Here is a 25,322-nt window from a genome sequence, read left to right as displayed (position 1 = left end):
CCAGCACGAGCGGCAGCCCGCCAGGACCGCCCGGCCTGCGGCGGCACACTGCCGGCAAGCCAGGAGATCCGCAGTGCTCCGCAAGCTCGGTGACGAGGGGCGGCGCTGGGAAGGGCGGCTCCACGCGGCGAGGCAACGTGCCTTCGTCGGCCGGAAGGAGGAGCTCGCCGCCTTCGACGAGGCGCTCTGCGGCGACGGCGGGGTGCTGTTCGTGCACGGCCCCGGCGGGGTCGGCAAGTCGGCGCTGCTGCGGCGCTTCGCCCAGCGCGCCGAGGAGGCCGGTCGCACCGTGCTGACGCTGGACGGGCGGGTGCTCGATGAGTCCCCAGCGGCCTTCATGTCCCGGACCGGGCCCATGCTCGCGCTCGCCGACGAGAGCGCGGTGCTGCTGGTCGACACCTTCGAGCGCCTCCACGGCATGGAGAGCTGGCTGCGCGAGCGGTTCCTGCCGACGCTGCCGGTCGGCGCGCTGGTCGTGGTCGCCGGGCGCACACCGCCGGACATGATGTGGCGGGCCGACCCGGGCTGGGCCGACCTGCTGCGGGTCATCGGGCTCGGCGACCTGGAGCCCATGGACGCCACCGCGCTGCTGGACTCCCGGGGTGTGGCCGGTGAGCTGCACGACCCGCTGCTCGCCTTCGCGGGCGGGCACCCGCTCGCCCTGTCGCTCGGGGCCGCGGCGGCGGTCGACGACAGCGCCACCGACTCCCGCTGGACGCCCACCCACGAGGTGGTCGCCACCCTGCTCGACCAGCTCGTCGGCGAGGTGCCCGGTCCCGCGCACCGGCATGCCCTGGAGGTCTGCGCGCACACGTACATGTCCACGCAGGACCTGCTGCGCGCGATGCTGCCCGACGAGGACGCGGCGGCGCTGTTCTCCTGGCTGCGCCGGCTGCCGTTCGTCCAGTCCGGCCCGTTCGGGTTGTACCCGCACGACCTCGTACGCGAGATCCTCGAAACCGACCTGCGCTGGCGCGACCCGCAGGGCCACGCCGACCTGCACCGGCGCGTCAGGGCCCACCTCACCCAGCAGGTCCGCACCGCGCGGGACGCGGACGTGCTCGGGGCCGTCGGTTCGCTGTTCCACCTGCACCGCGCCGAAGGCCGGACACCGCAGCCGCACTTCTGGCGCGGTGTCGGCGAGGTCTACGAGGACGTGCTCCGTCCCGGGGACGCCGAGGACCTGCTGCGCCTGGCCCGCGAGTGGGACGCGGGGACCGTGGCCGCCGTCGCCCACTGGACGGCCCGGCAGCCGCGGGCGTTCCGGCTCTACCGGCACACCGCGAACGGCGAGCTGGTTGGCGCCGCCGCCCTGCTCCGCCTCGACACGGAGGCGGAAGCACACGGGGACCCGGTCGTCGCCACGGCCTGGGCCAACGCCCACGCCACCGCCCCGCTGCGGCCCGGCGAGCACCTGGCCGTCCACCGGAGCTGGGTGCGCAGGCGCCACCGGGGCAGGTCGCCGGTGACGAACCTGATCCAGTGGCGGGCCGTGGCCTGGTTCCTGCGCTCGGAACGCATGGCCTGGTCGTTCATGGCCGTCCGAGGTGACGACCCGGTGAGCGGCCACCACGAGTACTACAACATGCGCGATCTCGGGATTCACGCACGGGAAGGGGACGTCGAGTACCGCCTGCCCGCCCACGACTGGCGGGCCGTGCCCGCGCAGGTGTGGCTCGACCGGCTGCTGTCGGCAGGCGCGCAGGAAACCCCGGTCCAGCACGAACCGGCGCTCGCGGTGCTGTCACGGGAGGAGTTCACCGACGCCGTCCGCAAGGCCCTGCGTCACCTGTCGAAACACGGGGAGCTGGCCGCCAACCCCCTCACCCGCAGCAGGCTGCTCGCCGGCCGCGCGGACCCCGGCAGGGCGGTGCGCGAGCTGCTCGAAGAGAGCATCCGGGAACTGGGGCGGGATCCGAGGGCCGGTAAGCCGCACCGCGCGCTCGACGTCACCTACCTGCGTGGCACCCCCACCCAGGAGGCCGCCGCCGAGCGCCTAGGGCTGTCCTTCACCACCTACCGCCGTCACCTGATCGCCGGTATCGAACGAATCTGCGAAGACCTCTGGCGGCAAGAACTTGCTCCGCCTGCCCGGAATTGACGTGTTGGTTGCGTTCCGGCCGCCCGTTCGCTCATGGCTCCGGGTCGGGGCTGCCTGATCGGTGCTCTTTGTCCTCGCCGGACGGGTTGCCTGTTTGTGGGTTTGTCCTTGCCCGGGGTCACGTCGTGGTGGTCTTTGTCCTCGCCGGACGGGCAGGTCTCGGGGGTGGCGGAGGGGCAGGTCGGCTGCGGTTGGGTTCGGGTCTGCCTGCCATCCCGTCGACCTCCCTACGGGCTATCACACCGCGCCTAGGGGGGCCTTTTCCGCGTGTTGTGATTCGGGTGTTTGGCCCCCCTTGACACGGCGTGATCGGGCGCTGCCAGGTCGACGGGATGGCAGGGAGCCCCTTGCTGGTGGGCTTGCGCCACCATCGGGGTTGCGTCGGTTCGGGCCCCGCTTCGCGGGGGCCGGGCGCGGAGCGCTCTGGGTTTGGTGCTGTGAAAGGCGCGTTCACGGCATTCGGGATGCCGTCAATGTGCCATTCACGGCGCTCAGCGCCGTCAATGTGCCTTTCACGGCAGCGGTTGTGCCGTCAACGCGCCTTTCACGGCACCGGCCCGGCCTGCGGGGCCCGGGCGGGAAATCATGGGCCACTAATCGTTCATGGCCAGGCTGGCCGCTGCCTCCGCGTGCAGTCGGGCGCTCGGCAGCAACGGGATGGCGGTGTCCTTGTCGGTGATCAGCAGCTCGATCTCGGTGCAGCCGAGAATGACGGCCTCGGCACCCTGGGCGGCCAGGCCGTCGATCGTCCGCACATAGGCGTCCCTGGACGCGGGTCGCAGCACCCCGCGTATCAGTTCCTCGAAGATCACCCGGTGGACCAGCTCGCGCTCGTCGCGTTCTGGGACGACCACCTCGAAGCCGTGCGCGGTCAGCCGGTCCCGGTAGAAGGGCTCCTCCATGGTGAAACGGGTGCCCAGCAGGCCGACCCTGCGCATCCCGCCGGCGTTGACCTCGGCGCCGACGGCGTCGGCGATGTGCAGCACCGGCACGCTCGCCGCCCGCTCCACCTCGTCGTTCACCCGGCTGAAGGTGTTGCTGCAGATGAGCAGCAGTTCGGCCCCCATGGCAGCCAGCTTGACACCCGCGTCCGCGAGCAGCTCGCCCACCTCGTCCCACCGGTCGGCGAAGATGAGGTCTTCGACGGTCGTGTAGTCGACCGACCAGATCAGGCTGTTGGCGGAATGGCTGCCGCCAAGGCGCTCGCGCACCCGCTGATTGACGATCTGGTAGTAGATGACCGTCGATTCCCAGCTCAACCCGCCGATCAGCCCGATAGTGCGCATGGCCCGGCAGGTTAGACGGAAACCCTGTTCATATCGCAGACCAAAAACTGTCCGAGTACTGCTCCCGGGATGACCAGAAATCGGGCAGAGAATGCTCTGGTAATCGGTCAGCCGGACATCCGACACTCCCCGCGTCGACCTTGGCGAGGAGGGCTGAACGATCATGACCGAACGCCTGCGCGTGGCCGTGCTGGCAGGCGGACCGTCTGCCGAGCACGAGGTTTCGCTCCAGTCCGCGCAGGCGGTGCTCGACGCGCTGCCGAGGGCGCGGTACGACCCCGTCCTCGTCGTCATCGACCGGCAGGGCAGCTGGTCGCTGGAGCTGCGCCGCGGCGTGGTCGACGTCGTCTTCCCCGTGCTGCACGGCCCGTACGGCGAGGACGGCGTCGTTCAGGGGCACCTCGAGGCGCTGGGCCTGCCGTACGTGGGCTGCGGCGTCCTGGCCTCGGCCGTGGCGATGGACAAGACCGTGATGCGGCGCGTGTTCCTGGCCGAGGACATCCCGGTCACCCCGCACGTCTGGTTCACCGAGCACGACTGGAACACCACGACCGACCGGTGGGGCCTGGTGAAGTCGCTCGACTGGCCGATGTACGTCAAACCGGCCAACATGGGCTCCTCCATCGGCATCTCCCGGGTCACCTCCACCGAGGAACTGCGCACGGGCGTCGAGCTGGCCCTCCGCCACGACCGGGTCGCCGTCGTCGAGCAGGGCGTCGTCGCCCGCGAGCTGACCTGCGGAGTGCTCGGCGACCACGACACCGCGACCGCCTCGGCCATCGTCGAGCTCAACGTCGAAGGCGACTGGCTCGACTACGAGGGGAAATACCTCAGCGACCACGAGCTCGCCACTGTTCCCGCCGCGCTGCCCGAGCGGATCGCCGAGGAGGTGCGCGAGCTGTCACTGCGCGCCTACCGGGCGATCGGCGGCTACGGCCTGGCCAGGGTCGACTTCCTCTACGAGGAGCACACGGGCCGCCTGTACGTACTGGAGATCAACACGATGCCCGGCTTCACCCCTCGTTCCGTCTATGCCAGGGGCTGGGAAGCCAGCGGGCTTTCGTACGCGGATCTGGTGGACCGTCTCATCGACCTGGGACTCGCGAGGAGCAACGCGTGATACCGATGACGCTGGCCGAGATCGCTCGCGTCCTGGACGCGGGCCTGGACAGCGTGCCCGACCCGCAGACGCTGGTCACGGGGCCCTCGGCGGTCGACTCGCGCGAGGTGGCACCCGGTGGCCTGTTCGCCGCGACGGCCGGCGCCAACGTCGACGGCCACGACTACGCGGCCACGGCCATCGCAGGCGGCGCCGTCGCCGTGCTGGCCGCCCGGCCCGTCGGGGTGCCCGCGATCGTGGTGGCGGACGTGCAGGTGGCGCTCGGCGTGCTGGCCAGGCACGTGCTCACGCACCTCGACTGCACGGTGATCGCCATGACCGGCTCCGTCGGCAAGACCACGACCAAGGACCTGCTGGCCCAGATACTCGAACCGCACGCGCCAACGGTCTCGACCGACCGCTCGTTCAACAACGAGCTCGGGCTGCCGCTCACCGTGCTGCGGGCCGATGGCAGGACCCGGTACCTGGTGCTGGAGATGGGCGCGGGCAGGAAGGGCGACCTGACGTACCTCACCGGGATCGCGCCACCGCAGGTGAGCCTGGTCCTCAACGTCGGCGCCGCGCACGTGTCGCGCATGGGCGGCGGGCTGGCCGACGTGGCCGAGGCCAAGGGGGAGCTGGTGGCGGCGCTGCCGCCCGACGGGTACGCGCTGCTCAACGCCGCCGACCCGTACGTCATGGGCATGGCGGAGCGCACCAGGGCCCGGATCGTGCTGTTCGGCAGGACACCGGACGCCGCTGTGCGGGCCGAGGAGGTGTCCATCGGCGCCGGGGCCCGGCCCGCGTTCGACCTGGTCACCCCGGCCGGCCGGGCCAGGGTCGCACTCGACCTCATCGGCGAGCACCAGGTGGTCAACGCGCTGGGCTCCGCCGCGGCCGCCACCGTCCTGGGGCTGTCCCCCGCCGAGATCGCCGCCGGGCTGAACGGTGCCAGGCGCCGCTCGCCGGGCCGCTTCGAGATCACCGAGCGGCCCGACGGCGTCACCGTCGTCGACGACGCCTACAACGCCAACCCGGAATCCATGCGAGCAGGGCTGCACGCGTTCAGGGCGCTGGCCGGGGACCGCCGCACCATCGCGGTGCTCGGCGGGATGGGGCAGCAGGCCGACGCCTCGCGGGCCCGGCACGAGCAGGTGGGCCGGCTGGTGGCCGAGCTCGGCATCGACGTGCTGATCGCGGTCGGCGACGACGACCCACGGGCCATGGCACGGGAGGCGGCCCACGCGGACGTCGCGGTGCACGCGGTCGACGACGTGGCCGGTGCCGTCACGGTGGCCACCGGGCTGATCGAACCGGGCGACGTGGTGTTCGTCAAGGCGTCCAGCGAGTACGGGCTGGGCGTCTGCGCACGTGAGCTGGCCGCGCGGTGAGCACGTCATCGAAGACCGCCACGGCACCGTCCACCACACCGATCCGGTCCGTCGTACGCCGACGACATGCCCGGCTCGTAGCATCGGAGCATGCGAGTGTTGATCGTGGAGGACGAGCCCTACCTGGCGGAAGCCATCCGCGACGGCCTGCGCCTGGAAGCCATCGCCGCGGACACCGCGGGGGACGGCGACACCGCTCTGGAACTGCTGAGCATCAACGCCTACGACATCGCCGTCCTCGACCGGGACATTCCCGGCCCTTCCGGTGACGAGGTCGCCAGGCGCATCGTCGCGTCCGGCAGCGGCATGCCGATCCTCATGCTGACCGCCGCCGACCGTCTCGACGACAAGGCCTCCGGGTTCGAGCTCGGCGCCGACGACTACCTCACGAAACCGTTCGAGCTCCAGGAGCTCGTGCTCAGGCTCAGGGCACTCGACCGCAGGCGTGCGCACAACCGGCCGCCCGTGCGGGAGATCGCGGATCTGCGGCTGGACCCGTTCCGCCGCGAGGTCTACCGCGACGGCCGCTACGTCGCGCTGACCAGGAAGCAGTTCGCGGTGCTCGAAGTCCTCGTCGCCGAGGAGGGCGGCGTCGTCAGCGCGGAAGAACTACTGGAACGGGCATGGGACGCGAACGCGGACCCGTTCACCAACGCCGTGCGCATCACGGTCTCGGCGCTGCGCAAACGGCTCGGTGAGCCCTGGATCATCGCGACGGTGCCCGGTGTCGGCTACCGCATCGACACTCGAACCGGCACCGGCCGCGAGGGTGGAGACGGTGGCTAGAGCGCCCGGTTTGAGCATTCGCCTCAAACTCGCTCTCAGCTACGCCGGCTTCCTCATGCTGGCCGGCGTCCTGGTGCTCGGGGTCGTGTGGGTGTACCTGGTGCGTAACGTGCCCGACGGCCGTGCGCCAAGGGCTCCCGGGGGGCCGCCCTTCGCCGGACAGGAGTTCCTCCTGCGCGGCTTCGTGTCGGCCGTGGGCACGGCCCTGGTCTTCCTGCTGGTGTTCGGTCTCCTCGGGGGGTGGATCCTCGCGGGCCACATGCTCGCCCCGCTGACCCGGATCACCGACGCCACCCGCGCGGCCGCGAACGGGTCACTCGCCCACCGGATCCGGTTGGAAGGCAGCAACGACGAGTTCCGCGAACTCGCCGACGCCTTCGACGCGATGCTCGCACGGCTCGAAGCACACGTCGCCGAACAGCGGAGGTTCGCGGCCAACGCGTCACACGAACTGCGCACCCCGCTCGCGATCACCCGGACGCTTCTCGACGTGGCTCGCAACGATCCGGGCCAGGACCCCGGCGAGCTCGTCGACCGCCTCCACACCGTGAACACCCGGGCGATCAACCTCACCGAAGCGCTGCTCGTGCTCAGCCGCGCCGACCAGAGGACCTTCGTCCGCAGACCCGTCGACCTGTCGCTGCTCGCGGAAGAGGCCATCGAGACACTGCTCCCGCTCGCCGAGAAACGCGGTGTCACGATCGACAACTCCGGTGAGATCGCCACGGCGTCCGGGTCACCGGCGCTCCTGCTGCAGATGACGACGAACCTCCTGCACAACGCCATCGTGCACAACCTGCCCGACAAGGGCACCGTCTCGATCGAGACCGGCGTCGGTCCCGGAACCGTGGTACTCACCGTCGAGAACACCGGCGAGGTACTGTCCCCGCAGTGGGTCTCGACACTCACCGAACCGTTCCAGCGCGGCAGCGAACGAATTCGCCACGACCACGCGGGCGTCGGCCTCGGCCTCGCGATCGTCAAGCGCATCACCGACGTGCACGACGGATCCCTCACCATCCTCCCGCGTCCCGCAGGCGGACTCCGCATCGCCGTCCGGCTGCCCGCCCCACCACCGCCCCGCACGTAGTACGGGACGAGTCCAGGTCCGCCGGCCCACGTGGCTCTCCCGGCTCCTCCACGTCAGCGAGAAGTCCTCACCACCCCCGGCTGTGCGAACTGGAGCCCCATCGAGCCGGTCCCCCAACCGCCGGCCGGACACTCATCGGCCGAAACGGAGGGTCGCGGCGAACAGGTGGCCCAGTGCCGGGTCGTACTCCGCCAGCAACACCTGTTCTCCGCTTTCCCGCCAGCCAGGCAGTCCACGCGAGAGTTCGAGCCACATGCCGGTCAGCGGCTGGTTCTCCCGGCACACCAGGACGTTGCCGTCGCCAGGCCGGTCCGCTGTCACCTCGGCCAGGCCCGCGCCGATCAGGACCGTCGGCCCAGCCCGGCCGCCCGCGAGCCGGGACATCTCGGCGGCCAGCACCTCGGGCACCCGGTGCTCCGCGATCCTCGTGTGCCGCCGGACCGACAGCGCGTCCCGCGACCCGTCCACCTCCAGGACCACACCGACCGCCGCGGCCCGGTCCGGGAGCGGGGTGGGTACGGGGAGTTCGTGGTAGAGGGTCGGTTGTTCGGCCACCAGGAGCACCGCTCGCCCGCACGCGCCGCTGTGTGCGTAGGCCGCTATCAGGTGCAGTGCGGTGAACGCGGCCAGCAGCCCCTGGTCGCAGACCGTGAACGCCAGCGGCGCGCCCGGGCAGTGCCAGCTCAGGTAGGTCGCGGTGGACCGTCCGTAACGGACATCCGGGATGGCGGTGGCGAGCACGAGCAGATCGGCCCGCTGCTCCTCGGCCACCAGGTCGCCGAGCAGCGGCGCGCACATCTCCCCGTAGGAGTGCCCGACCCCCTGCTCGATCAGGTCCTCGCGCACCGCGATCCCGTACGGTGCCGCCATGTCGGTGACGTAGCCGCGCAGCGTCGGGTTCAGCACCTGGCCGGTCAGCTCGTCGAAGGTCCGGCCCATCGCGCTGTGCACCCGCAGCACGGTGCCGTCGCCGTTCAGGTCACCCGAGGTCGGCGGACCGGTGACGAACATTCCACGCATGCGGGCGACAGTACGCCGTCCGCGGCACCGCCCGCGCAGGTCAGGACGCCGCGGTGTTGTTCGTACCAAGCACGTTCCCCAGACGGGAGCACTTCCCTGATCCGTTCAGCCGTGCACCACCACACCCTGTGACAGGAACTCTTTTGTGCCGGTCAGTTTCCGCGGTTTCCCGGGTACGCTTCGCCCGCTCGCATCCGTCGGTGGCGACTTCTCGCCCGAGTTCACCTGGAGTGTGTGATGAGTTCCCTGCCCGCTTCCGGACCGGACTACGTGGTGCGCGCACTGGAACTCTTCGCCGAGTACGGGGACCGTGTGGCCCTGGTGAACGGCGAGTCCCGGTTCACCTACGCCGAGTTGCGCGCCGCGGTCCTCGACATCGCGGCGAACCTCGAGGAGGCGGGGCTGCGACCGGGCACCATGGTGGGAGTCCTCCTCGGCTACCCCCCGCACGCGCAGGCGATCCAGCTCGCTCTGCACCTGATCGGCTGCCGCACCGCGTGGGTGTCGAACGCCAGCACCCCGCTGGAGCTCCGGGCCTATCTCGACCAGGTGCGACCGGAGGCACTGCTGTACGAGGTGGCGGTGCACGAGCGCATCGGCAAGGACATCGTCGACCGGCTCGGGATCCCGGCGTTCTGCGTCGGGCCCGGTGGCGCGGGCCCGGACATCCTCGCGCCGCGCAGGGACGGCGTCGCACCGTTCGATGTGGACAAGGCGGCCGGGACGCCGGAGTCGGTCTTCCAGACCAGCGGTACCACCGGAATCCCGAAGCCACTGCTCCACACGGCGGCCCTCTACGAGCAGCTCATCACCCTCGCCGAGCACATCCTCGCGGCGGACGAACCGCGCTACCGCCACCTCACCGTGACACCGATGTGGTTCGTGGCCGGGCAGACCTCGGCCTTCCTTTACCTGTTCACCGGCGGCACACTGGTGGTCTCGCGGTTCTTCCGCGCCACCGAGTTCCTCGAACTGCTGGAACGGGAGCAGGTCAACTCCACCTTCATCACGCCGCTGATGCTCTACGAGCTGCTCGACCACCCCGACATCGACAAGCGCGACCTGTCGGCGATGGCCGTGCTGAGCGTGGGCACCGCGGCCACCAACCCCGTGCGGCTGCGGCAGGCCGTCGACCGGTTCGGCCCGGTCGTGCGCATCACCTACGGGCTGTCGGAATCGCCGTTCATCTCCGCCTATCCCGGCGTCGGCACCGACCCGGACCGGATCGGCTCATGTGGACCCGCGTACGGCGACGTGCGGCTGCAGATCCGCGGCGAGGACGGCCGCACCGTACTGCCCGCGGGCGAGACCGGCGAGCTGTGGGTGGCGAGCAAGCTCAACTTCACCGGCTACGTCGGGAACCCGGAGCAGACCGCGGCGACGCTCGTCGATGGCTGGGTGCGCACCGGCGATCTCGGCCATGTCGACGACGACGGCTACATCCACCTCACCGGCCGCGCCAGCGACATGATCATCACCACGTACGGCAGCCACCACATCTTCCCGCGTGCGATCGAGGACGTGCTGACCACGCACCCGCAGGTCCGTGCGGCCGCCGTGATCGGTGTGCCGCACCAGGAACTCGGTGAGGCCGCCCACGCCTACCTGGTGCTCACCGAGGACGCCACGGTGACCGAGGAGGAACTCTCCGCACTGGTCAAGGAGAAGCTGAGCTGGGTGTGGACGCCGCGGTCGTTCGAGTTCGTCGACGACCTGCCGAGAACCGGCAGTGGCAAGACGAACACCCGGCGGCTGCGTGAGAAGTACGCCGCTGAGCACGTGTTGGCCGAAAGCACTGCGGATTGAGCACGGTCGGCGAGAACACGGGCAGGAGTCGAACCGCGAGCCGGATCGGGCTCGGCGCGCTGTTGACCGGCCACATCGTGTCCATGCTCGGCAGCGTGGTGACGACGGTCGCCGTGCCGTGGCTGGTGCTGACGAGCACCGGCAGCGCGGCGAAGATGGGCCTGATCTCCATGGCCTCGGTCGTGCCCGCCCTGCTCGCCGGTGTGTTCGCGACCCCGCTGACCGACCGGTTCGGCATCCGGCGCACGCTGATCGTCGCGGAGTGCGTCGCCGCGCTGGCGATGGCCGTCGTCGCGGCCACACCGGACATCGGGTTCCTGCCGCTCGCGGTACTGGTCGCGGTCAAGGGCGCGCTCACCGGCGTCGGCGGCCGTGCCCAGCACGTCCTGCTCCGCCCGGTCAGTGACGCCGCTGGCATGCAGATCATCCGGACCACCGCCATCTACGACGGGGCCGGCAACGTGGCGATGGTGACCGCCGCGCCGCTCGGCGGTCTGCTGATCCTCTGGTTGGGACCGCAGGGCGCGATCTGGTTCGACGCGGCGAGCTTCGCCCTGTCCGCACTGCTCATCGGACTGCTGGTGCACCCGCCTGCCGGCACCATGCCGGACCGGGGCGCGGCGGCGAACGAGGGATACTTCACCGCACTTCGGCGCGGTGCCGGTCACCTGTGGCAGGACCGGCTGCTGGTCGGGATGCTCGCGATGACCTCGGTGGTGAACCTGTTCACCGTCGCCAACTACGCGGTGTTCGTACCGCTGTGGGTCGACGAGCACTTCGGCGCGGCTCCCGCGGTCGGCCTCATCCTCGGTGCGTTCGCGTGCGGTGCGATCGCGGGCAACATCGCGTTCACCATCTTCGGGCCGAAGTTGCCGCAGTACCTGACCTTCTGCGTCAGCGTGGCGTTGTGCGTCGCTCCCCGGCAGCTGACGCTCGGGCTGACCGACAGCCTCGTCGTCGTACTCGTCGTCTCGGTGCTGTGCGGGGTGAGCCAGGCGGCGTTCCGGCCGATCCTCGGCGCGATGCTCTACGCCCGCGTCCCGGTCGAGCTGCAGAACCGGGTGTTCGGCATGGTGACGGCGGTGAGCGGCAGCAGCCTCGCCTTCGGCGCGACGATCGCCGGACTCGCGGTCGCCGGGCTCGGGCTGCAGCCCGCGATCGTCCTTTCCGGATCCGTCTGCCTGGTGGTTACCGTCATTCCCCTGCTGCGTTACCGGTCCGGTGTGGACGCCCGGCTCACCGCTGACACCAAGGGTGATCCCCATCAGTGAGATCGGCGGCTCAGCCGGTCCGCACGATCCGGGTGGTCGCCGACCCCACGGCCACCACCTGCCCGGCGTCGTCCAGCAGTTCGCCCGCGAGGAAGGCGATGGTGGCGCCGCTGTGCACGACGCGTCCGCGTCCCACCAGCCGACCCGGTCTGGCCGGCCGGAGGAAGCTCACCTTGAGCTCGATGGTCGCCCCGTACAGGCCGGGCCCCAGCGTGGCCGCGAGCGCGGGCCCCATGGTGTCGTCGAGCATCGCGGTGAGGAAGCCGCCCTGAACGGTGCCCGCCGGGTTGAGGAACTCCTCGGACGCCTCGAAGGAGACCTCGATCTCGCCCCGCTCGGTGTCGGCGTGGATCAGCGACCAGCCCAACGTCGTCGTCGCCGCAGGCATCGGCGTCCGACCCTCGACGGCATCCCAGAAATGGCCGGTGCGTTCTCCCGTCATGGGGCAACAGTAGTACGCCGGACCCTCCCCTGTGCGCGAAGGAACCACTCATGACCGCTCTCCGGGAGATCGCGGGTCACCTGCCCGATCACCGTGTTCCGCTCGAGGAACTCCTGGCAGGCTGGCAGCTGCCGGCGTCCACTGTCGACACTCTACGGCGGTCCTACGGCTACTCGGAGGTCCGCCGCCAGAAGCCGGGCGAGACGCTGACCGACCTCCTCGTCCAGGCCGCGCACAACCTGCCGTCGCTGGCAGGCAACCTGAGCCGGGTCCGCTACGTGCTCTACGCGCGCACCGTGCCGGTCTCGCAGCCCCACCCGTACAACCCGTTGCCGGACGTGTGCGAACAGCTCGGCCTCGGTGACGCGACCGCCTTCGCGGTCACCCACCACGGTTGCGCCGCAGGCCTTCTCGCGGTGGACATGGCCGGCCGGTTGCTGGCCATGGACGCGGACACCGGCGGCGACCGGGACGCGCTCGCACTGATCGTCGCCGCCGAGCAGGTCTTCACCCTCGACGAGACACTGCGACCGGAGGCGCGGATCTTCGGCGAGGCGTCCGCTGCCTGCCTGGTGGCCGCCGACGGTCCACGCGACCGGGTACTGAGCTACGCGACGCTGCAGCGCGGTGATCTCGACCACTGGGCAACCGACCGCCCGGACCACGCGGAGCGTTTCGCGAAGGAGTACACGGTGCTGGTGGCCGAGGTGATCAGCACCGCCGCCGAGCGGGCCGGGCTGCGTGTCGACGAGCTTGCGCTGATCCTGCCGCACAACGTGAACGTGCGCTCGTGGCGGAAGGTGTGCAGGCAGCTCGGCCTGCCGCCGACGTCGGTGCTGTTGGACAACGTGCCCCTGTTCGGCCACACGTTCGCCGCGGACCCCTTCCTGAACTACCGCACCGCCGTGGACAGCGGCCTGCTGAGGGCGGGCGACCGCTACCTCATGGCCTCGGCCGCGTACGGCGCGATCTTCTCGGCGATGGTCCTCGAACACTGAGCGGTATCTTTCGCGAAAACCGTCACCGACGGCGAGCAATCCACATAAGACACCTATTGGCGCAGGGGCCGCAGGCCGTTTGGCGCAATATCTCGGAGCGAATGCAGCTTGCAATGCGGAGACGAACTCTGGATACTTTTTCTGTAATACCCCTGACGAAGGAGGCCCCGAACATGGGCAAATTTGGTGGCAGTGAGTTCGAGGAAATCGCCTTCGGTGGCGGCGAGGCCGAGCTGGCCTTCGGCGGCAGCGAGGTCGCGGCCTTCGGTGGCGGCGAGCTCGAGCGCGCGTTCGGTGGCGGCGAGCTCGAGTCCGGCGCCGGGCTCAGCTAGTTGAGACCAGTGGGCCCGTGCCGCGGATTTCCGCGGCACGGGCCCACTGTCATTGAAAAATGATACGCCGAAACCGGCAGGAATTCTCCGGCGCATGCCGAAAACCAGGGCGGCCGATTTGCCGCCCTGGTAATCAAGAAATTGTCACCTCCGCGTTCGCGCCATCTCGTCGGTGATGAACCGGCTCAGGCGGTCAAGACCGGTGTCGATCTGTTCGGGGGTCAGCGCGCTGCAGGACAGCCGCAGCGACCGCAGGCCGTTCCTGCCGTGGCCACCGGCGTCGTAGAAGTGGTGCATGGGGGTCCAGAGGACGCCGTAGTCGCGGGCCGAGCGGGCCAGGAGCGCGTCGTCGGCCGGGAAGGGAACGGTGACCACCACGAAGAAGCCACCGGCGGGCACGTTCCACGTGACCGGGGAGCCGGCCCCGAAGCGGGCGGCGAGCCCGTCGACCAGCCGGGCGCGGTTCGCCGTGTAGACCGCCCGCGTGTCCTCGTTGGCGCGCACCAGGCTGCACCCGTGCTCGAGCAGTTTGCCACCCACGACCGCCTGCGCCAGTGCCGGCGTGTTGACGGTCAGCATGCTCTTGATCTTCGACAGCTCGTCGGCGAGCAGGCCGACCGCACCGTCCTGGTCGGTCACCGTCTGGTCGGCGACCACGTAGCCGACCCGCGCGCCCGGCAGGACCGTCTTCGCGAACGAGCCGAGGTACACGACGCGGCGATGCTCGTCGAGTGCCTTGCAGGTCGGCACCCGCTCGCCGCCGTGGAACAGGCCGTACGGGTTGTCCTCCAGCAGCAGGAAGTCCTCCTCACGCGCCAGTTGCAGCAGCGTCCGGCGCGTCTTCTCCGTCATGCTGACGCCCGACGGGTTCGCGAAGTCCGGCATGACGTACAGGGCTCGTGGCCGCAGCCCGGCGGCGCGGGCGCTCTGGACCTGTTCGAGCAGGTCGTCGAGGTCGATGCCGACCTCGCCGCTCGCCACCGGCAGCACCGGCATGTCGACCAGCCGTGCCGCACCGGTGAGCCCGACGTAGGTCGGGGACACGGCGAGGAGCACGTCCTTCGGGCCGGACCGCAGCGCACGCAGCACCAGGACCATCGCCTCCTGGCAGCCGACCGTGACCACAATGGACTCCGGGTCGACACGGATGCCTTCGTCCAGCTCCAGGTTGGCGGCCACCAGCTCGTGCACGATCCCCTTGGTGCGCCCGTACTGGAACAGGGTCCTGCGCACCCGTTCCTCGCTGTACCCCAGCTCGGTGCGCAGGTAATCGCTGAACCGGGCGAGGTGGCGCGGGAGGTCGTCGACGTCCCAGAACTCCTCGTAGGGGCGGCCAGCCGCGAACGACACCGCGTCCGGGTAGTCGTTGGCGATCTCGTTGAGCAGGTTCATCGACGTCAGCGCCGGGTCCGCCAGCGAGGGGTGCAGTTCCTCGGTGGTCAGGTCGGTGCGCACGGGCGGCCGGGGCGGCGGCAGCTCGGCGACGGGCGCCAGGGCCACGGCGGGCGGCCCGTCCTCGGACAGCACTCCGGTCATGTCGGCGACACTCATGAAGCCCTCACAGTTCGAACGGTGGACAGTGCCCGCACCGCGGCGATGTCGGTGCACCCGGCCAGCGTCATCGCGGCGCGGAACTCCTCGGTCAGCAGGGACAGCACGCGGCCGACACCCCGCGCGCCGTCGGCCGCGAGCCCGTACAGCACGGGTCTGCCGACGAGCACGCCGTCCGCCCCGGAGGCCAGGGCGCGCAGGATGTCGGTGCCCGTGCTGATCCCGCTGTCGAGGTACACGGCGGCCCGCCCGGTGAGCGCCTCGGCGACCGCGGGCAGGGCAAGGATGCTCGGTGCCGCGCCGTCGAGCTGGCGGCCCCCGTGGTTGGACACCACGACGGCGTCCACCCCGGACTCGGCCGCGCGCACGGCGTCCCGGGGATCGAGGATCCCCTTGAGCACCAACGGGAGTGACGTCCGGTCGCGCAGCCACTCGATGTCCGGCCACCCGAGACCGGGGGCGAACACGGCCGCCGTGTGCGCGGCGATCGCCGAGGACCCCGGCACCCGGTCGTGCGCGCGGCCAACCGCGCCGTCGGTGAGGTGGGCGGCGACCACGTCGTCCGGCAGCACGAACGAGTTGCGCGCGTCCCGCAACCGCCGTCCCATGACCGGCACGTCGACGGTCACCATCAACGCCTCACAGCCCGCGTCCTCGGCCCGTGCCACGAGCGACTCGACGACACCGGGCGAGCGCAGCCAGTAGAGCTGGAACCAGGTGGTGGCGCCGGTCTTCGCGATCTCCTCGACCGACACGCTGGCCAGCGTGCTCACCACGTACGGCACCCCAGCGGCCTGCGCGGCCTCCGCGGCGGCGAACTCCCCGTCGGGGTGCAGGAGCCGCTGGTAGGCCATCGGTGCCACCGCGAGCGGCATCGACGACGCCGAGCCGAGCAGCCGGGTCGCGGAGTCGGGCTCCGTCGTGCCGGCAAGCACCCTGGACAGCACCGCGACCTCGTCGAGCGCGGCACGGTTGGCCGCGAGGGTCGTCTCCGCGCCGCTGCCGCCAGCGACGTAGTCCCACAGCTCCCTCGGCAACCTCGCCTGCGCGAGCCGGGCGATGTCGGCGACGGTCAGTGGTTCGTCACGCGTCATCGGACAGGGTCTTCCGCAGGTACTCCGCAGCTTGGGCGACGGCGCGGCGCGCGTCCGGGAGCACCCCGGACATGGTGAAGAACCCGTGCGCCATCCCGTCGTAGCGGGTCAGCTCGACGGGCACCCCGGCCGCAAGCATCCGCTCGGCGTACCGCTCTCCCTCGTCACGCAGCGGGTCGTACTCCGCGGTGATCACGAGCGCGGGCGCCAGCCCCGACAGGTCGGGAGCGAGCAGCGGCGACACCATGGGGTCGCGGCCCGCGTCGGGGTCCGGGAGGTAGTTGCGCCAGTACCAGTCGACGGAGTGGCGGTTGAACATCCACCTGTCGTCGTTGTCCCGCAGCGAGTCGGTGTCGGCGCGGTAGCAGGTGTTGGGGTACACGAGCATTTGCGCGGCGAGCCGAGGGCCGTGGTCCCTGGCCTGGAGCGCCACCACGGCGGCCAGGTTCCCGCCCGCGCTGTCACCGCCGACCGCGATCCGGGCGGGGTCGGCGCCGAGCACCTCCGCGTTCCTGGCCACCCACGTCACCGCGGCGAGGCAGTCGTCCACTGCCGCGGGGAACGGGTGCTCCGGCGCCAGCCGGTAGCCAGGGGTCACGACCAGGCACCCCGCGGCGTTCGCGAGCGCGCGGCACACCCCGTCCGAGGTGTCGATGCCGCCCAGGGTCCAGCCGCCGCCGAAGAAGTACACCAAGGTCGCGAGTGGACGGTCGGCGGAGGGCCGGTAGACGCGTACCGGCAGCACGCCCTTCCTGCCGGGGAAGGTCCCGTCGGTCACCTCGAACACGGGCTCGGCGGCCCCGCCTGCCGCGCGGATGTCGGCGAGGTCGGCCGCGCGTGCCTGTGCGAGCGTCATCTCGTACAGCGGTGTCACCCCGCGCGCCATGCGCTCCGCACGCATGGCGGCGACCTGCGGATCAAGCGGCACTGTTCCGCCTCTCCGGAATCCGATGTGTCGGTTGCGTTGGGGACAGATGGTTCTGCTGGCCACGTTCCTGTGGCTGATCTGCTTCACGTTCCCCTGAGCTGCGGCCGCGAAGCACTCAGCCTGATCACGAACGCCGGTGGTCCCGGTGGCATTTGATGTGGCCACCGGGACCGGCGTCGGTCAGCGAACGATCTTGTGCAACGGGACGGCCTCGGCCATCGCCTTGCTGCCCGCGTCGTTCGGGTGGATGTGGTCACCGGAGTCGAACTCCGGCTTCAGTTTGGTCGGGGCGGCCGGGTCGCGGAGCACCCGGTCGAAGTCCACGACCGCGTCGAACTCGTTGCGGTGCGTGCGCAGGTAGTCGTTGACCGCCTGGCGGGTCGCCTCCTTCTCGGGCGACCACACCGTCGTGCCGTCGAAGCCCATGAGGCCCTCGAACGGTCCGAGGGTGCCGACGAGCACCGTGTACCCACGCTGCTGGATCTGCTGGTTGAGCTGCCGGATCGCCGCGATGATCGTGGCGGACGAGTCGTTGTTCATCCAGATGTCGTTGATGCCGAGGTCCAGGATGACCGCGTGTGCCGCGGTCTCGGAGAACACGTCCTCGTCGAGCCGGGAGTACGCGTTGTCGCCGAGCTCGGGGAAGCCGGGGAAGCCGCCCGCGCCGGGTTCGAGGGCCTCGTGGCTCAGCCGTGCTCCAGCGCGGCTGACGTTCAGCACGCCGGGCAGCTGCTTGTGGTGGACCTTGCTCTGCATCCGGTCGAAGAGCTGGTCGGGCCAGCGCAGGTTGCTGTTGAGCGCGATGCCGTTGCCGTCGCCGAGCGAGTCGCCGAACACGATCACCGAGCCCGCCGCCTTGTCGCGGAGCACGTCGACACCGGACAGGAAGAACCAGCAGCAGGTGCGTGTGAGGGTGTAGCCGGTGCCCGCCGCGTCGTCCGCGAGGTCACCGTTGCCGGAGAAGCTGTTCTGCCGGGACGTCGAGTGGAACGTGGTCAGCCCCGTCGGCGTGGGGAAGTAGACGCTCACCACCAGGTCCTGGTCGTCACCTACCCGCAGGTCGACCGGGTCGCTGAGCAGCTCGGCGCCCTTGGGCATGACGAACGAGGGCGAACCGCCGAAGGTGAGCTGCCTGACCGTGGCCGGATCGACGTCGGACAGCGCCGGGGTGGCGGTGTCCGGCTTCGCGACGGTGGCGTTGCCGACCTCGACCGCCTTCTCCCCGTAGACGTTGGAGAGCCGGACCCGGACCTTCGAACCGCCGACGGATCCGTGCACGATCATGCGGACGCTCTGGTTGTCGAAGCCCACCGACGACGTGCCGGTGAGGTTGCCGCGGGTGACGCCCGCGCCCCAGCTGCCGACCCAGTCCCGCTTCGAGTCGTCCCGCCCGCCGGCCGCCGCACCCGCGCCCGCACCCGCGACGAGCACGCTCGCCGTGACCGCCGCCGCCAGCCCGGTGGCGATCAGCGATCGCGATCGCCATTTTCTGGAAATGTTCATTCGGTGGATCCTCCAAGTAAAACGTCAGGGGTGCCGGTGGCGGCAGCACGCGAGTGGTGGATCCGGAACGTAGCCGCGCGTCGATTCCAGGTCAATGCCGTTCGCGAACGGCACCCCCGGTGTTCGTACGACCAGACCAGTCATTCCTACCCATCCGCACTACGGGTGAACGGAGTGCGTTTCCCTGATGGCGGGCTGCTACCTCCCCGTATACGGAGATGCGTTGCCACAACAGGCACTTCTACCGGCACAACCGGCAACGGTTCCTGGCGGGGCACGTACCTGGCGGGTAGTCTCCGTCCGAAAAGGATCGACACGGCGGATGATTTCACCGAGGAGACACACGGGCGCATGGATAAGGTGGCCGGCCCCGATCCGGAACGCGGGAAGCGAATGGGGAAACGGGTCACCACCTTTCGTCCCGAAAATTGCACGGCGTCATCCCGGCCACGCCGGGGACCGGCCGAGGAAGCCGAGCATCCGGTCGGGCACCGACGCGGCCGCGGGCATCTCGACCCGGTGGACGAACGGGGCGCCCGGCCCCCAGATCGCCTGCGAGTCCTTCGGCCAGGCGGCGCCGATCCGCAGCACGGCCGCGCATGCCTCCTCGTCGAGGCGGGGGTCCACCCCGATCGACACGGCGACGTCCCAGCCGTGGGCCAGGTAGTCGATGAAGTACATGGCGACGGCCTGTCCCGCGGGCACGTCCCCGTAGCCGAGCACCGCGAACGTGCCGGTCAGCGGTTCGACCGAGGCGAACGCCGCGACCACCCGCGCCGCGGACGCCGGGAACTCGCCGACCGGGTCGGTCACGTCCACCCCGTCCCAGACGGCGGGGTCCGGCGGCGCGCCGAGTGCCGCGGCCGCGAACCCGTTGTTGTTGCCCACCATGTGCCGCAGCAGGTCGCGCACCGACCAGCCCGCGCACGGCGTCGGCAGGTCGAGGTCGCCGGTCCGCACCTGTGCGACGATCCCCGTCGTCGTCGCCAGCACGCGGCGGTTGGGTTCCCGCAGGTCGCGCAGATCCATGGCAGTCACCGCATTCCCGGCCCTCGACGGGCCCCGGACCGGATGGTCACTCATTGAACATGTGCTCCTTCGCCGAGTCGGAAGATCCCCACTGCCTGCGTGCGGGCGACAGCGCGCGCCTGCTCGCCGGGCATCCGTGGCGGCGGTTCGCCGTCCTCGGTGACAGCGTCGCGGAGGGACTGGCCGAGCCTCTGCCCGGCTACAGCGAGGTGCAGTTCGCCGACCGGGTCGCGCACGAGCTGGCCGCCACCGCGCCGGGCTTCGACTACCTCAACCTGGGCCGCCGGGGGCTGCGGACGAGAGAGGTCCGCGCCACCCAGCTCGGTCCCGCACTGGACTTCCGGCCCGACCTCACGCTCGTCGTGTGCGGCGGCAACGACGCGTTCCCCGCGACGTACCGGCCGGACGCGGTGGACGCCGAACTGCGGGCGATGGTCACCGCGCTGCGGGCGGCGGGGGCCGCGGTGATCACGGTGGGGTTGTACAACCTTTCCTACTCCCCCTCCCCCAGGGTCCCCGACTGGCTGCGCCCCGGGTTGCGGACCCGGATGCGGACGCTCTCCGAGCGCACCGCGGTGATCGCGGCGGAGCTGGGCACCCTGCACGTGAACCTCACCGCGCACCCGGCCGCGACGGATCCCGGTCTGTTCGCCGCCGACGGCAGGCACGTCAACGCACGCGGCGACGCGATCGCGCTCGCGGAGACCGTGCGGGTGCTCGGCGCCCACCTCGCCGCGACCCGGCCGGTGCGCATGGACCACGTGTGAGCCCGCGCCCCGGCCGGGGTTCACGGTCGTTCCTTCACCGTCAGTGCCACGGCGGCGGCCAGCTGCGCCCTGCTCGGCTGGGTCGCGCGGTCCAGCTCGAGTGAGAACGGCAGCACCGCACCGTCCGGGCGGGTGACCCTGGCCGGCGGGGACGCCAGCCGCACGCGCTCCGAGATCGTCGCGATCACCTCGCCCGCGATCCCGCACATCCGGTTCGAGTCGTCGATGACCACCAGCCGCCCGGTCCGCGACACCGACTCGGTCAGTCCGTCCCAGTCGAACGGGTAGAGCGTCCTGGGGTCGAACACCTCGACCGACACGCTGCCCGCGAGGTCGTCGGCCACCGCGACGGCGTCGTGCACGTGGTGTCCGACGGCGACAACCGTGACGTCCGTGCCGTGCCGGTGGATCCGGCCGGACCCGAGCGACACCGGCGCGAGTGCGGTGAAGTCGGTGTCCTCGCGGACGCCCAGCGCGGCCGACGGCGCGAACACCACCACCGGGTCGGGGTCGGAGATCGCCGAGCGCAGCAGCCCGTAGGCGTCGGCGGGGGTGGCAGGCACGACGGTCTTGACCCCGACGTGCGCGAACAGGCTGTAGGGGTGGTCGGAGTGCTGGCCGGCCCATCCGGTGCGCGACCCGGACCCCGGCACCACGTAGGTCACGGGCACGGTGGCCTGACCGCCGGTCATCAACGAGAACTTGTGGGCGTGGTTGATGATCTGCTCGAAGGACAGGAACAGCAGCGCGGGGATCTGGAACTCGATGACCGGGCGCATGCCCGCGATGGCGGCACCGGTGGCGAAGCTCGTGAAGCCCTGTTCGGACAGCGGGGTGTCGAGGACCCGGTCGGGCCCGAACCGCTTGACCAGGCCCGCGGTCAGGTTCGACGCGGCGACCCGGACGTCCTCGCCGAGCACGAACACCGTCTCGTCGGCCGTCATCGCGTCGGCGAGCGCCCGGTTGAGCGCCTTCAGGTAGGACAGCTTCGGCATCAGACACCACTCCCGGACCGCGGGCGCAGCCCGCTTGCGTACAGGTGGTCCAGCGCGGTCAGCGGATCGGGGAACTCGCTCGCCAGCGCGAACTCGACGGCGCGGCCGAGCACGCCGTCCACCTCCTCGTCCACGTCCGCCCGCACGGCGGCATCGAGCCGCGCGCCCTGGATGTCGAGCGGGTCGCGGGCGCGGATGTGCGCCAGTTCCTCGTCGGTGCGGTAGCGCAGGCGCACCACGTGTTCGAACGTGTGGTGGGCCTCGAACCGCTGGGTCAGGCACTCGACGAACGACGGTCCTCCGCCGCCGCGGGCGCGCGCGACGGCCTCCCGCGTGACGGCGAGCACCGCCTCGGCGTCCTGGCCGTCCACTGTGGCCGCGGGGATGCCGAACGCCTCGGCCCGCCCGGTGATGCTGCCCGCGACCGCGTCGTCGACGCGCATGGTGGTCGCGTAGCCGTTGTTCTCGCACACGAACACCACCGGCACCCGCCACAGCGCGGCCAGGTTGAACGCCTCCAGCAGCATGCCCTCGTTGACCGCGCCGTCACCGAAGAAGGTCGCCGCGACCACGGGGGTCCCGAGCCGCTGCCGTGCCCACGCCGCGCCGGTTGCGATGGCACCCGCGGCCCCCACGATCGCGTTGGCGCCGAGTACCCCGACGCCGAGGTCCGCGGCGTGCATGGAGCCACCCCGGCCCTTGTTGAGCCCGGTGACCCGGCCGGTCAGCTCGGCCATCATGCCCGCCGGGTCCGCGCCCTTCGCGAGCACGTGCCCGTGTCCTCGGTGGGTGCCGGTGACGAGGTCGTCGGGACCGAGGGCGGCGCAGACCCCGGCGGCGACCGCCTCCTGCCCGATGTACGGGTGGATGCCGCCGACGATGTCGCCCGACCGCACCAGCTCGATCGCCCGCTCCTCGAACCGGCGGATCAACCGCATCGTGCGGTACAAGCCGACCGCGGTGTCCACTGTGGATGCCGTCATCGGACCGCCTCCGCGTCGACGGCACTGTCCACGGCACCGTGGACGCCGGTCGGTGTGTCCGGTTCGATCGCCGCCTGCACGGCCACCTCCTCGATCGCCAGCGCCAGCGCCGTCATGTCGTCCCGGGAGAAGTACCGCCGGTCCGCGGACAGCACCAGCTCGATGGCGCCTGCCGGGTCGTCGATGCTCAGGTACACCTTCGCCTTGGCGACGCTGGGCTCCTGCTTCCAGAACAGCTCGCTGTCCGCGAGCGCGGCCCGGATCTCCTCGTCGGCAGGCGACGCCGCCCCGGCGTGTACCCGGTCCCGTTGCCTGCGGTCGTTGTAGTAGCAGGACAGGTCGAAGGCCGTGCCGCGTTCACGTTCGATCTGCTCGACCCGTGCCTCCTGCTCGTAGGCGTCGTAGTAGGCGTTCTTGTACGCGTTGAGCGCCTTGCCGGTGACGGCGGCGACCGCGTCGCGAACTGTGCGGCCCGCGACGTCGAACACGAACGGGGTGACCTTGAGCAACGCGCTGACCGAGTCGGCGAACCCGGGCCGGAACCGGTTGCTCACCAGGACGATCGTGGCGAGGGGGTTGACGCCGGTGACCCGGCCGACGCCGACGAGGAACGCGGTCAGCAGCACCGACGAGTCGTCGCTGTGCTCCCGCGCGGCGAACGCCTGGAGGGCCATGGCGATGGCCGGCGACCGGTAGCGCACCATCTCGTACCGCGCCTCGCCGTCGTAGCGCGGCGGCCCGAACAGCTGCGTGGGTGCCGTGCGCAGCACCTGCTCCAGGTACCTGAGCGAGCGCTCGTTCTGCTTCCGGCCGGCCGGGGTCGCCTCCCTGGCGGCCTGCGCGAGCGGCGGGAGTGCGGTGACGGGCCCGGCAGGCGCACCGGTCACCGGGTCGCGTGCGCCGATGTCGGCCGCCAGCGCGCTCAGCCCGAACGCATCGATCGAGGTGTGGAGGATGACGGTGACCACGTGCGTGACCGCACCGCCCGCGACGACCGCGGCCATCCGCACCGGCCACTCGGTCTCGTAGGCGAACGGGACGACCTGCCAGTGCTCGGAGATCGCCTCGGCGACCGCGGCCGGGTCGTCCTCACCTGCCGCCACGACGAGGAGCGTGATCTCCCCCGCCGCCGCCACCCGCTGCCGGGGCGGGCGCTCACCGTCGCGCAACACCAGCGTGGTGCGCAGCGACTGGTGCCTGCCCACCATGAAGCCGAGCATGTCGGCGACCTCGTCCACCGTCGTGCCGGGGTCGGCTTCCGCGACGTAGGCCACCGTCTTCGAGTTGCCGGACTGCATGATCGACTGCCACAGCCCGAGCTGGCCGAAAGCCAGTTCGCCCTCGCCGTCGCCCTCGCCGGAGAACGCGACCGGCACCCGGTCGGTCACCGCACCGCGCGGCACGTCGTCACGTCGCATTGTTCGCCACCTCGTGTTCCTCTTCCAACTGTGCGGCCGCCGCCGACACGGCGGGCCCGATGAGCAGGCCGACGCCGAGGAAGACCGCGGCCAGCGCGAGCCACCCGAACGATCCCTGTTCGACGACCCCGACCGTGATCAGTGCCGGGCCGACCATGAGCGCGGCGGCGGAGCCGAGCCAGAACACCGACAGGTACTCGCCCTGCCGGTCCCTGGGTGCCAGCGCGTAGGACACCGACAACCTGCCCGCGAAGTGCCACAGCTCACCGAAGGTCAGCAGCACCGTCGCGACGACGACCGCGATCACCGCGCCGACCGGGTCGAGCTGGCCGGACAGGGCCAGCACGGCCATGCAGCCCGCGAACGACAGCGCCGACCAGCGCAACGCGCGAGTACCGCCTTCTCTCGTGTCGGTGCCTCTGCTGAACCGGACCTGCAGCAGCACGACGAGCACCATGTTCAGCACCATCAGCGGTGCCACGACCGCCGTCGGCGCCTCGGTGCGGGTCGCGATCCACAGCGGGATGCCCAGCGTCAGCACGGTGATGTTCAGCACCAGCACGGCGTTGAGCCCGGTGACGATCAGGTACCTGCCCTGGCGCAGCGACCTCGGCCACCCTCGGGCCGTCCTGCCGTCCGGCGGGTCGTCGGCCAGCAACGGCACCCTGGCGAGCAGGATCGCGGCGAGGAAGAACGTGGCCCCGTTGCCGAGCACGATGGCCAGGAACGCCGGCCGGGTGCCGACGACGAGGATCAGCGTGGTGAGCAGCCCGCCGACGGAGAAGCCGATGTTGTAGACGACCCGCAGCACCGACAACACCCGCATGCGCAGGTCCTTGCCGATGTGCCGGTCCACGTACATCTGGCTGACCGGCTCGATGGCCCTGGTTGGGATGCCGACGATGCAGGAGACCACCAGGAACGCGACGAAGTCGTGCACGAACGCGAACGCCACGAACCCGGCGGCGCGCCAGTAGTGCAGCACGATCGACGCCAGCCGGGGGCCGATGCGGTCGGCGACCATGCCGATCGGGGTGAGCGCGACGAGCCCGCACGCGTTCGCGACGGTGAGACCGAGACCGACCTCGGCGACGGAGAGGCCAGCGCTGAGGGTGAAGAACACGGCGAAGCCCGCGATGTACAACCCGGTGCCGATCGCGTCGACGAACCCGACGAAGACCAGCAGCCTGCTCTCCCTCGGCACGTCGAGACCGAGAAGGCGCATCGCACGGCCCTTTCTCCTGCCCGCGCCTACGACGCGACGCGTGGTGTGTGGTGTGCGGGGACGCGCTTGACCGCGCCCCCGCCCACCGGCCTCAGACGAACGAACGTCGTCAGGGCTTCTCCAGAATCGGCTTCTCCGCGATCGGCTTCTCCGCGATCGGCTTTTCGACGATCGGCTTCTCGGCAATACGCATGGGCAGTTACCTCC

General features: G+C 70.8%; 22 protein-coding genes. 10 read left to right on the top strand and 12 right to left on the bottom strand.

What is annotated here, in order from left to right; translation table 11 throughout:
• The first annotated feature begins 73 nt into the window (after positions 1-73).
• Positions 74-2,101 (top strand): AAA family ATPase, encoded by a 2,028-nt coding sequence (locus ACFPCV_RS30755; RefSeq protein WP_378059962.1) that lies wholly within the window; start codon positions 74-76, stop codon positions 2,099-2,101.
• A gap of 593 nt (positions 2,102-2,694) precedes the next feature.
• On the opposite strand, the gene ACFPCV_RS30750 is transcribed toward ACFPCV_RS30755, so the two are convergent.
• Positions 2,695-3,387 (bottom strand): aspartate/glutamate racemase family protein, encoded by a 693-nt coding sequence (locus tag ACFPCV_RS30750; RefSeq protein WP_378059961.1) that lies wholly within the window; start codon positions 3,385-3,387, stop codon positions 2,695-2,697.
• A gap of 163 nt (positions 3,388-3,550) precedes the next feature.
• On the opposite strand from ACFPCV_RS30750, the gene ACFPCV_RS30745 reads away from it, so the two are divergent.
• From ACFPCV_RS30745 to ACFPCV_RS30730, 4 genes are all read left to right on the top strand, one after another.
• On the top strand, positions 3,551-4,507 hold the full coding sequence (locus ACFPCV_RS30745; RefSeq protein WP_378059960.1) for a D-alanine--D-alanine ligase family protein: 957 nt from the start codon (positions 3,551-3,553) through the stop codon (positions 4,505-4,507).
• A 5-nt stretch (positions 4,508-4,512) separates the two neighbouring features.
• On the top strand, positions 4,513-5,877 hold the full coding sequence (locus ACFPCV_RS30740) for a UDP-N-acetylmuramoyl-tripeptide--D-alanyl-D-alanine ligase (RefSeq protein WP_378060058.1): 1,365 nt from the start codon (positions 4,513-4,515) through the stop codon (positions 5,875-5,877).
• Between the two features lie 90 nt (positions 5,878-5,967).
• Positions 5,968-6,663: a response regulator transcription factor gene (locus ACFPCV_RS30735; RefSeq protein ID WP_378059959.1), complete on the top strand. Its 696-nt coding sequence runs from the start codon at positions 5,968-5,970 to the stop codon at positions 6,661-6,663.
• The gene (locus tag ACFPCV_RS30730; RefSeq protein WP_378059958.1) at positions 6,656-7,753 is read left to right on the top strand and encodes a sensor histidine kinase; all 1,098 of its coding nucleotides are present in this window, start codon (positions 6,656-6,658) and stop codon (positions 7,751-7,753) included. Before ACFPCV_RS30735 ends, ACFPCV_RS30730 begins: the two co-directional genes overlap by 8 nt.
• Positions 7,754-7,885: 132 nt before the next feature.
• Here ACFPCV_RS30730 and ACFPCV_RS30725 read toward each other — a convergent pair whose 3' ends face one another.
• Positions 7,886-8,773, bottom strand: a complete 888-nt coding sequence (locus ACFPCV_RS30725; RefSeq protein ID WP_378059957.1) for a hypothetical protein — start codon at positions 8,771-8,773, stop codon at positions 7,886-7,888.
• 237 nt (positions 8,774-9,010) lie between these two features.
• On the opposite strand from ACFPCV_RS30725, the gene ACFPCV_RS30720 reads away from it, so the two are divergent.
• Both ACFPCV_RS30720 and ACFPCV_RS30715 read left to right on the top strand, forming a co-directional pair.
• Positions 9,011-10,579 carry a class I adenylate-forming enzyme family protein gene (locus ACFPCV_RS30720; RefSeq protein WP_378059956.1) on the top strand — a complete coding sequence of 523 codons (1,569 nt, stop codon included), beginning with the start codon at positions 9,011-9,013 and terminating at the stop codon, positions 10,577-10,579.
• Positions 10,576-11,850, top strand: a complete 1,275-nt coding sequence (locus tag ACFPCV_RS30715) for an MFS transporter (RefSeq protein ID WP_378059954.1) — start codon at positions 10,576-10,578, stop codon at positions 11,848-11,850. The genes ACFPCV_RS30720 and ACFPCV_RS30715 overlap by 4 nt, the downstream gene beginning before the upstream one ends.
• A gap of 10 nt (positions 11,851-11,860) precedes the next feature.
• On the opposite strand, the gene ACFPCV_RS30710 is transcribed toward ACFPCV_RS30715, so the two are convergent.
• The gene (locus tag ACFPCV_RS30710; protein ID WP_378059952.1) at positions 11,861-12,292 is read right to left on the bottom strand and encodes a PaaI family thioesterase; all 432 of its coding nucleotides are present in this window, start codon (positions 12,290-12,292) and stop codon (positions 11,861-11,863) included.
• Between the two features lie 50 nt (positions 12,293-12,342).
• Between ACFPCV_RS30710 and ACFPCV_RS30705 the strand changes: the two genes are divergently transcribed.
• Together ACFPCV_RS30705 and ACFPCV_RS30700 are read left to right on the top strand one after the other, a co-directional pair.
• Positions 12,343-13,290 (top strand): 3-oxoacyl-[acyl-carrier-protein] synthase III C-terminal domain-containing protein, encoded by a 948-nt coding sequence (locus ACFPCV_RS30705; RefSeq protein WP_378059951.1) that lies wholly within the window; start codon positions 12,343-12,345, stop codon positions 13,288-13,290.
• 173 nt (positions 13,291-13,463) lie between these two features.
• Positions 13,464-13,622: a hypothetical protein gene (locus ACFPCV_RS30700; RefSeq protein WP_378059950.1), complete on the top strand. Its 159-nt coding sequence runs from the start codon at positions 13,464-13,466 to the stop codon at positions 13,620-13,622.
• A 144-nt stretch (positions 13,623-13,766) separates the two neighbouring features.
• Here ACFPCV_RS30700 and ACFPCV_RS30695 read toward each other — a convergent pair whose 3' ends face one another.
• From ACFPCV_RS30695 to ACFPCV_RS30675, 5 genes are all read right to left on the bottom strand, one after another.
• On the bottom strand, positions 13,767-15,173 hold the full coding sequence (locus ACFPCV_RS30695; RefSeq protein ID WP_378059948.1) for an aminotransferase-like domain-containing protein: 1,407 nt from the start codon (positions 15,171-15,173) through the stop codon (positions 13,767-13,769).
• The gene (locus ACFPCV_RS30690) at positions 15,170-16,267 is read right to left on the bottom strand and encodes an alpha-hydroxy acid oxidase (protein ID WP_378059946.1); all 1,098 of its coding nucleotides are present in this window, start codon (positions 16,265-16,267) and stop codon (positions 15,170-15,172) included. The genes ACFPCV_RS30695 and ACFPCV_RS30690 overlap by 4 nt, the downstream gene beginning before the upstream one ends.
• Positions 16,257-17,195 carry an alpha/beta hydrolase gene (locus ACFPCV_RS30685; RefSeq protein ID WP_378059944.1) on the bottom strand — a complete coding sequence of 313 codons (939 nt, stop codon included), beginning with the start codon at positions 17,193-17,195 and terminating at the stop codon, positions 16,257-16,259. Before ACFPCV_RS30685 ends, ACFPCV_RS30690 begins: the two co-directional genes overlap by 11 nt.
• 180 nt (positions 17,196-17,375) lie before the next feature.
• The gene (locus ACFPCV_RS30680; RefSeq protein WP_378059942.1) at positions 17,376-18,698 is read right to left on the bottom strand and encodes an SGNH/GDSL hydrolase family protein; all 1,323 of its coding nucleotides are present in this window, start codon (positions 18,696-18,698) and stop codon (positions 17,376-17,378) included.
• A gap of 438 nt (positions 18,699-19,136) precedes the next feature.
• Positions 19,137-19,727 (bottom strand): TIGR03086 family metal-binding protein, encoded by a 591-nt coding sequence (locus tag ACFPCV_RS30675; RefSeq protein ID WP_378059941.1) that lies wholly within the window; start codon positions 19,725-19,727, stop codon positions 19,137-19,139.
• A 59-nt stretch (positions 19,728-19,786) separates the two neighbouring features.
• On the opposite strand from ACFPCV_RS30675, the gene ACFPCV_RS30670 reads away from it, so the two are divergent.
• On the top strand, positions 19,787-20,494 hold the full coding sequence (locus ACFPCV_RS30670) for an SGNH/GDSL hydrolase family protein (RefSeq protein WP_378060057.1): 708 nt from the start codon (positions 19,787-19,789) through the stop codon (positions 20,492-20,494).
• 20 nt (positions 20,495-20,514) lie between these two features.
• On the opposite strand, the gene ACFPCV_RS30665 is transcribed toward ACFPCV_RS30670, so the two are convergent.
• The 4 genes from ACFPCV_RS30665 to ACFPCV_RS30650 are packed head-to-tail and all read right to left on the bottom strand — an operon-like array spanning position 20,515 to position 25,115.
• The gene (locus ACFPCV_RS30665) at positions 20,515-21,489 is read right to left on the bottom strand and encodes an alpha-ketoacid dehydrogenase subunit beta (protein ID WP_378059939.1); all 975 of its coding nucleotides are present in this window, start codon (positions 21,487-21,489) and stop codon (positions 20,515-20,517) included.
• Positions 21,489-22,472 carry a thiamine pyrophosphate-dependent dehydrogenase E1 component subunit alpha gene (locus tag ACFPCV_RS30660; protein ID WP_378059937.1) on the bottom strand — a complete coding sequence of 328 codons (984 nt, stop codon included), beginning with the start codon at positions 22,470-22,472 and terminating at the stop codon, positions 21,489-21,491. The genes ACFPCV_RS30665 and ACFPCV_RS30660 overlap by 1 nt, the downstream gene beginning before the upstream one ends.
• On the bottom strand, positions 22,469-23,890 hold the full coding sequence (locus tag ACFPCV_RS30655) for a condensation domain-containing protein (protein ID WP_378059935.1): 1,422 nt from the start codon (positions 23,888-23,890) through the stop codon (positions 22,469-22,471). The genes ACFPCV_RS30660 and ACFPCV_RS30655 overlap by 4 nt, the downstream gene beginning before the upstream one ends.
• Complete coding sequence (locus ACFPCV_RS30650) at positions 23,880-25,115, bottom strand: MFS transporter (protein WP_378059934.1); 1,236 nt, start codon at positions 25,113-25,115, stop codon at positions 23,880-23,882. Before ACFPCV_RS30650 ends, ACFPCV_RS30655 begins: the two co-directional genes overlap by 11 nt.
• Positions 25,116-25,322: the final 207 nt, after the last annotated feature.

Source organism: Actinophytocola glycyrrhizae (assembly GCF_042653545.1).
Taxonomy (GTDB): domain Bacteria; phylum Actinomycetota; class Actinomycetes; order Mycobacteriales; family Pseudonocardiaceae; genus Actinophytocola; species Actinophytocola glycyrrhizae.
The sequence above is the reverse complement of the archived record's forward strand: the minus strand, read 5'-3'. Positions and strand labels throughout refer to the sequence as shown.

What these genes read in the sequence shown, in the direction of transcription:
- ACFPCV_RS30750 (WP_378059961.1), bottom strand. Translation starts at nt 3,387, where the DNA reads ATGCGCACTATCGGGCTGATCGGCGGGTTGAGCTGGGAATCGACGGTC.
- ACFPCV_RS30745 (WP_378059960.1), top strand. Translation starts at nt 3,551, where the DNA reads ATGACCGAACGCCTGCGCGTGGCCGTGCTGGCAGGCGGACCGTCTGCC.
- ACFPCV_RS30740 (WP_378060058.1), top strand. Translation starts at nt 4,513, where the DNA reads ATGACGCTGGCCGAGATCGCTCGCGTCCTGGACGCGGGCCTGGACAGC.
- ACFPCV_RS30735 (WP_378059959.1), top strand. Translation starts at nt 5,968, where the DNA reads ATGCGAGTGTTGATCGTGGAGGACGAGCCCTACCTGGCGGAAGCCATC.
- ACFPCV_RS30725 (WP_378059957.1), bottom strand. Translation starts at nt 8,773, where the DNA reads ATGCGTGGAATGTTCGTCACCGGTCCGCCGACCTCGGGTGACCTGAAC.
- ACFPCV_RS30720 (WP_378059956.1), top strand. Translation starts at nt 9,011, where the DNA reads ATGAGTTCCCTGCCCGCTTCCGGACCGGACTACGTGGTGCGCGCACTG.
- ACFPCV_RS30710 (WP_378059952.1), bottom strand. Translation starts at nt 12,292, where the DNA reads ATGACGGGAGAACGCACCGGCCATTTCTGGGATGCCGTCGAGGGTCGG.
- ACFPCV_RS30705 (WP_378059951.1), top strand. Translation starts at nt 12,343, where the DNA reads ATGACCGCTCTCCGGGAGATCGCGGGTCACCTGCCCGATCACCGTGTT.
- ACFPCV_RS30700 (WP_378059950.1), top strand. Translation starts at nt 13,464, where the DNA reads ATGGGCAAATTTGGTGGCAGTGAGTTCGAGGAAATCGCCTTCGGTGGC.
- ACFPCV_RS30695 (WP_378059948.1), bottom strand. Translation starts at nt 15,173, where the DNA reads ATGAGTGTCGCCGACATGACCGGAGTGCTGTCCGAGGACGGGCCGCCC.
- ACFPCV_RS30690 (WP_378059946.1), bottom strand. Translation starts at nt 16,267, where the DNA reads ATGACGCGTGACGAACCACTGACCGTCGCCGACATCGCCCGGCTCGCG.
- ACFPCV_RS30680 (WP_378059942.1), bottom strand. Translation starts at nt 18,698, where the DNA reads ATGAACATTTCCAGAAAATGGCGATCGCGATCGCTGATCGCCACCGGG.
- ACFPCV_RS30675 (WP_378059941.1), bottom strand. Translation starts at nt 19,727, where the DNA reads ATGGATCTGCGCGACCTGCGGGAACCCAACCGCCGCGTGCTGGCGACG.
- ACFPCV_RS30670 (WP_378060057.1), top strand. Translation starts at nt 19,787, where the DNA reads ATGTGCTCCTTCGCCGAGTCGGAAGATCCCCACTGCCTGCGTGCGGGC.
- ACFPCV_RS30665 (WP_378059939.1), bottom strand. Translation starts at nt 21,489, where the DNA reads ATGCCGAAGCTGTCCTACCTGAAGGCGCTCAACCGGGCGCTCGCCGAC.
- ACFPCV_RS30660 (WP_378059937.1), bottom strand. Translation starts at nt 22,472, where the DNA reads ATGACGGCATCCACAGTGGACACCGCGGTCGGCTTGTACCGCACGATG.
- ACFPCV_RS30655 (WP_378059935.1), bottom strand. Translation starts at nt 23,890, where the DNA reads ATGCGACGTGACGACGTGCCGCGCGGTGCGGTGACCGACCGGGTGCCG.
- ACFPCV_RS30650 (WP_378059934.1), bottom strand. Translation starts at nt 25,115, where the DNA reads ATGCGCCTTCTCGGTCTCGACGTGCCGAGGGAGAGCAGGCTGCTGGTC.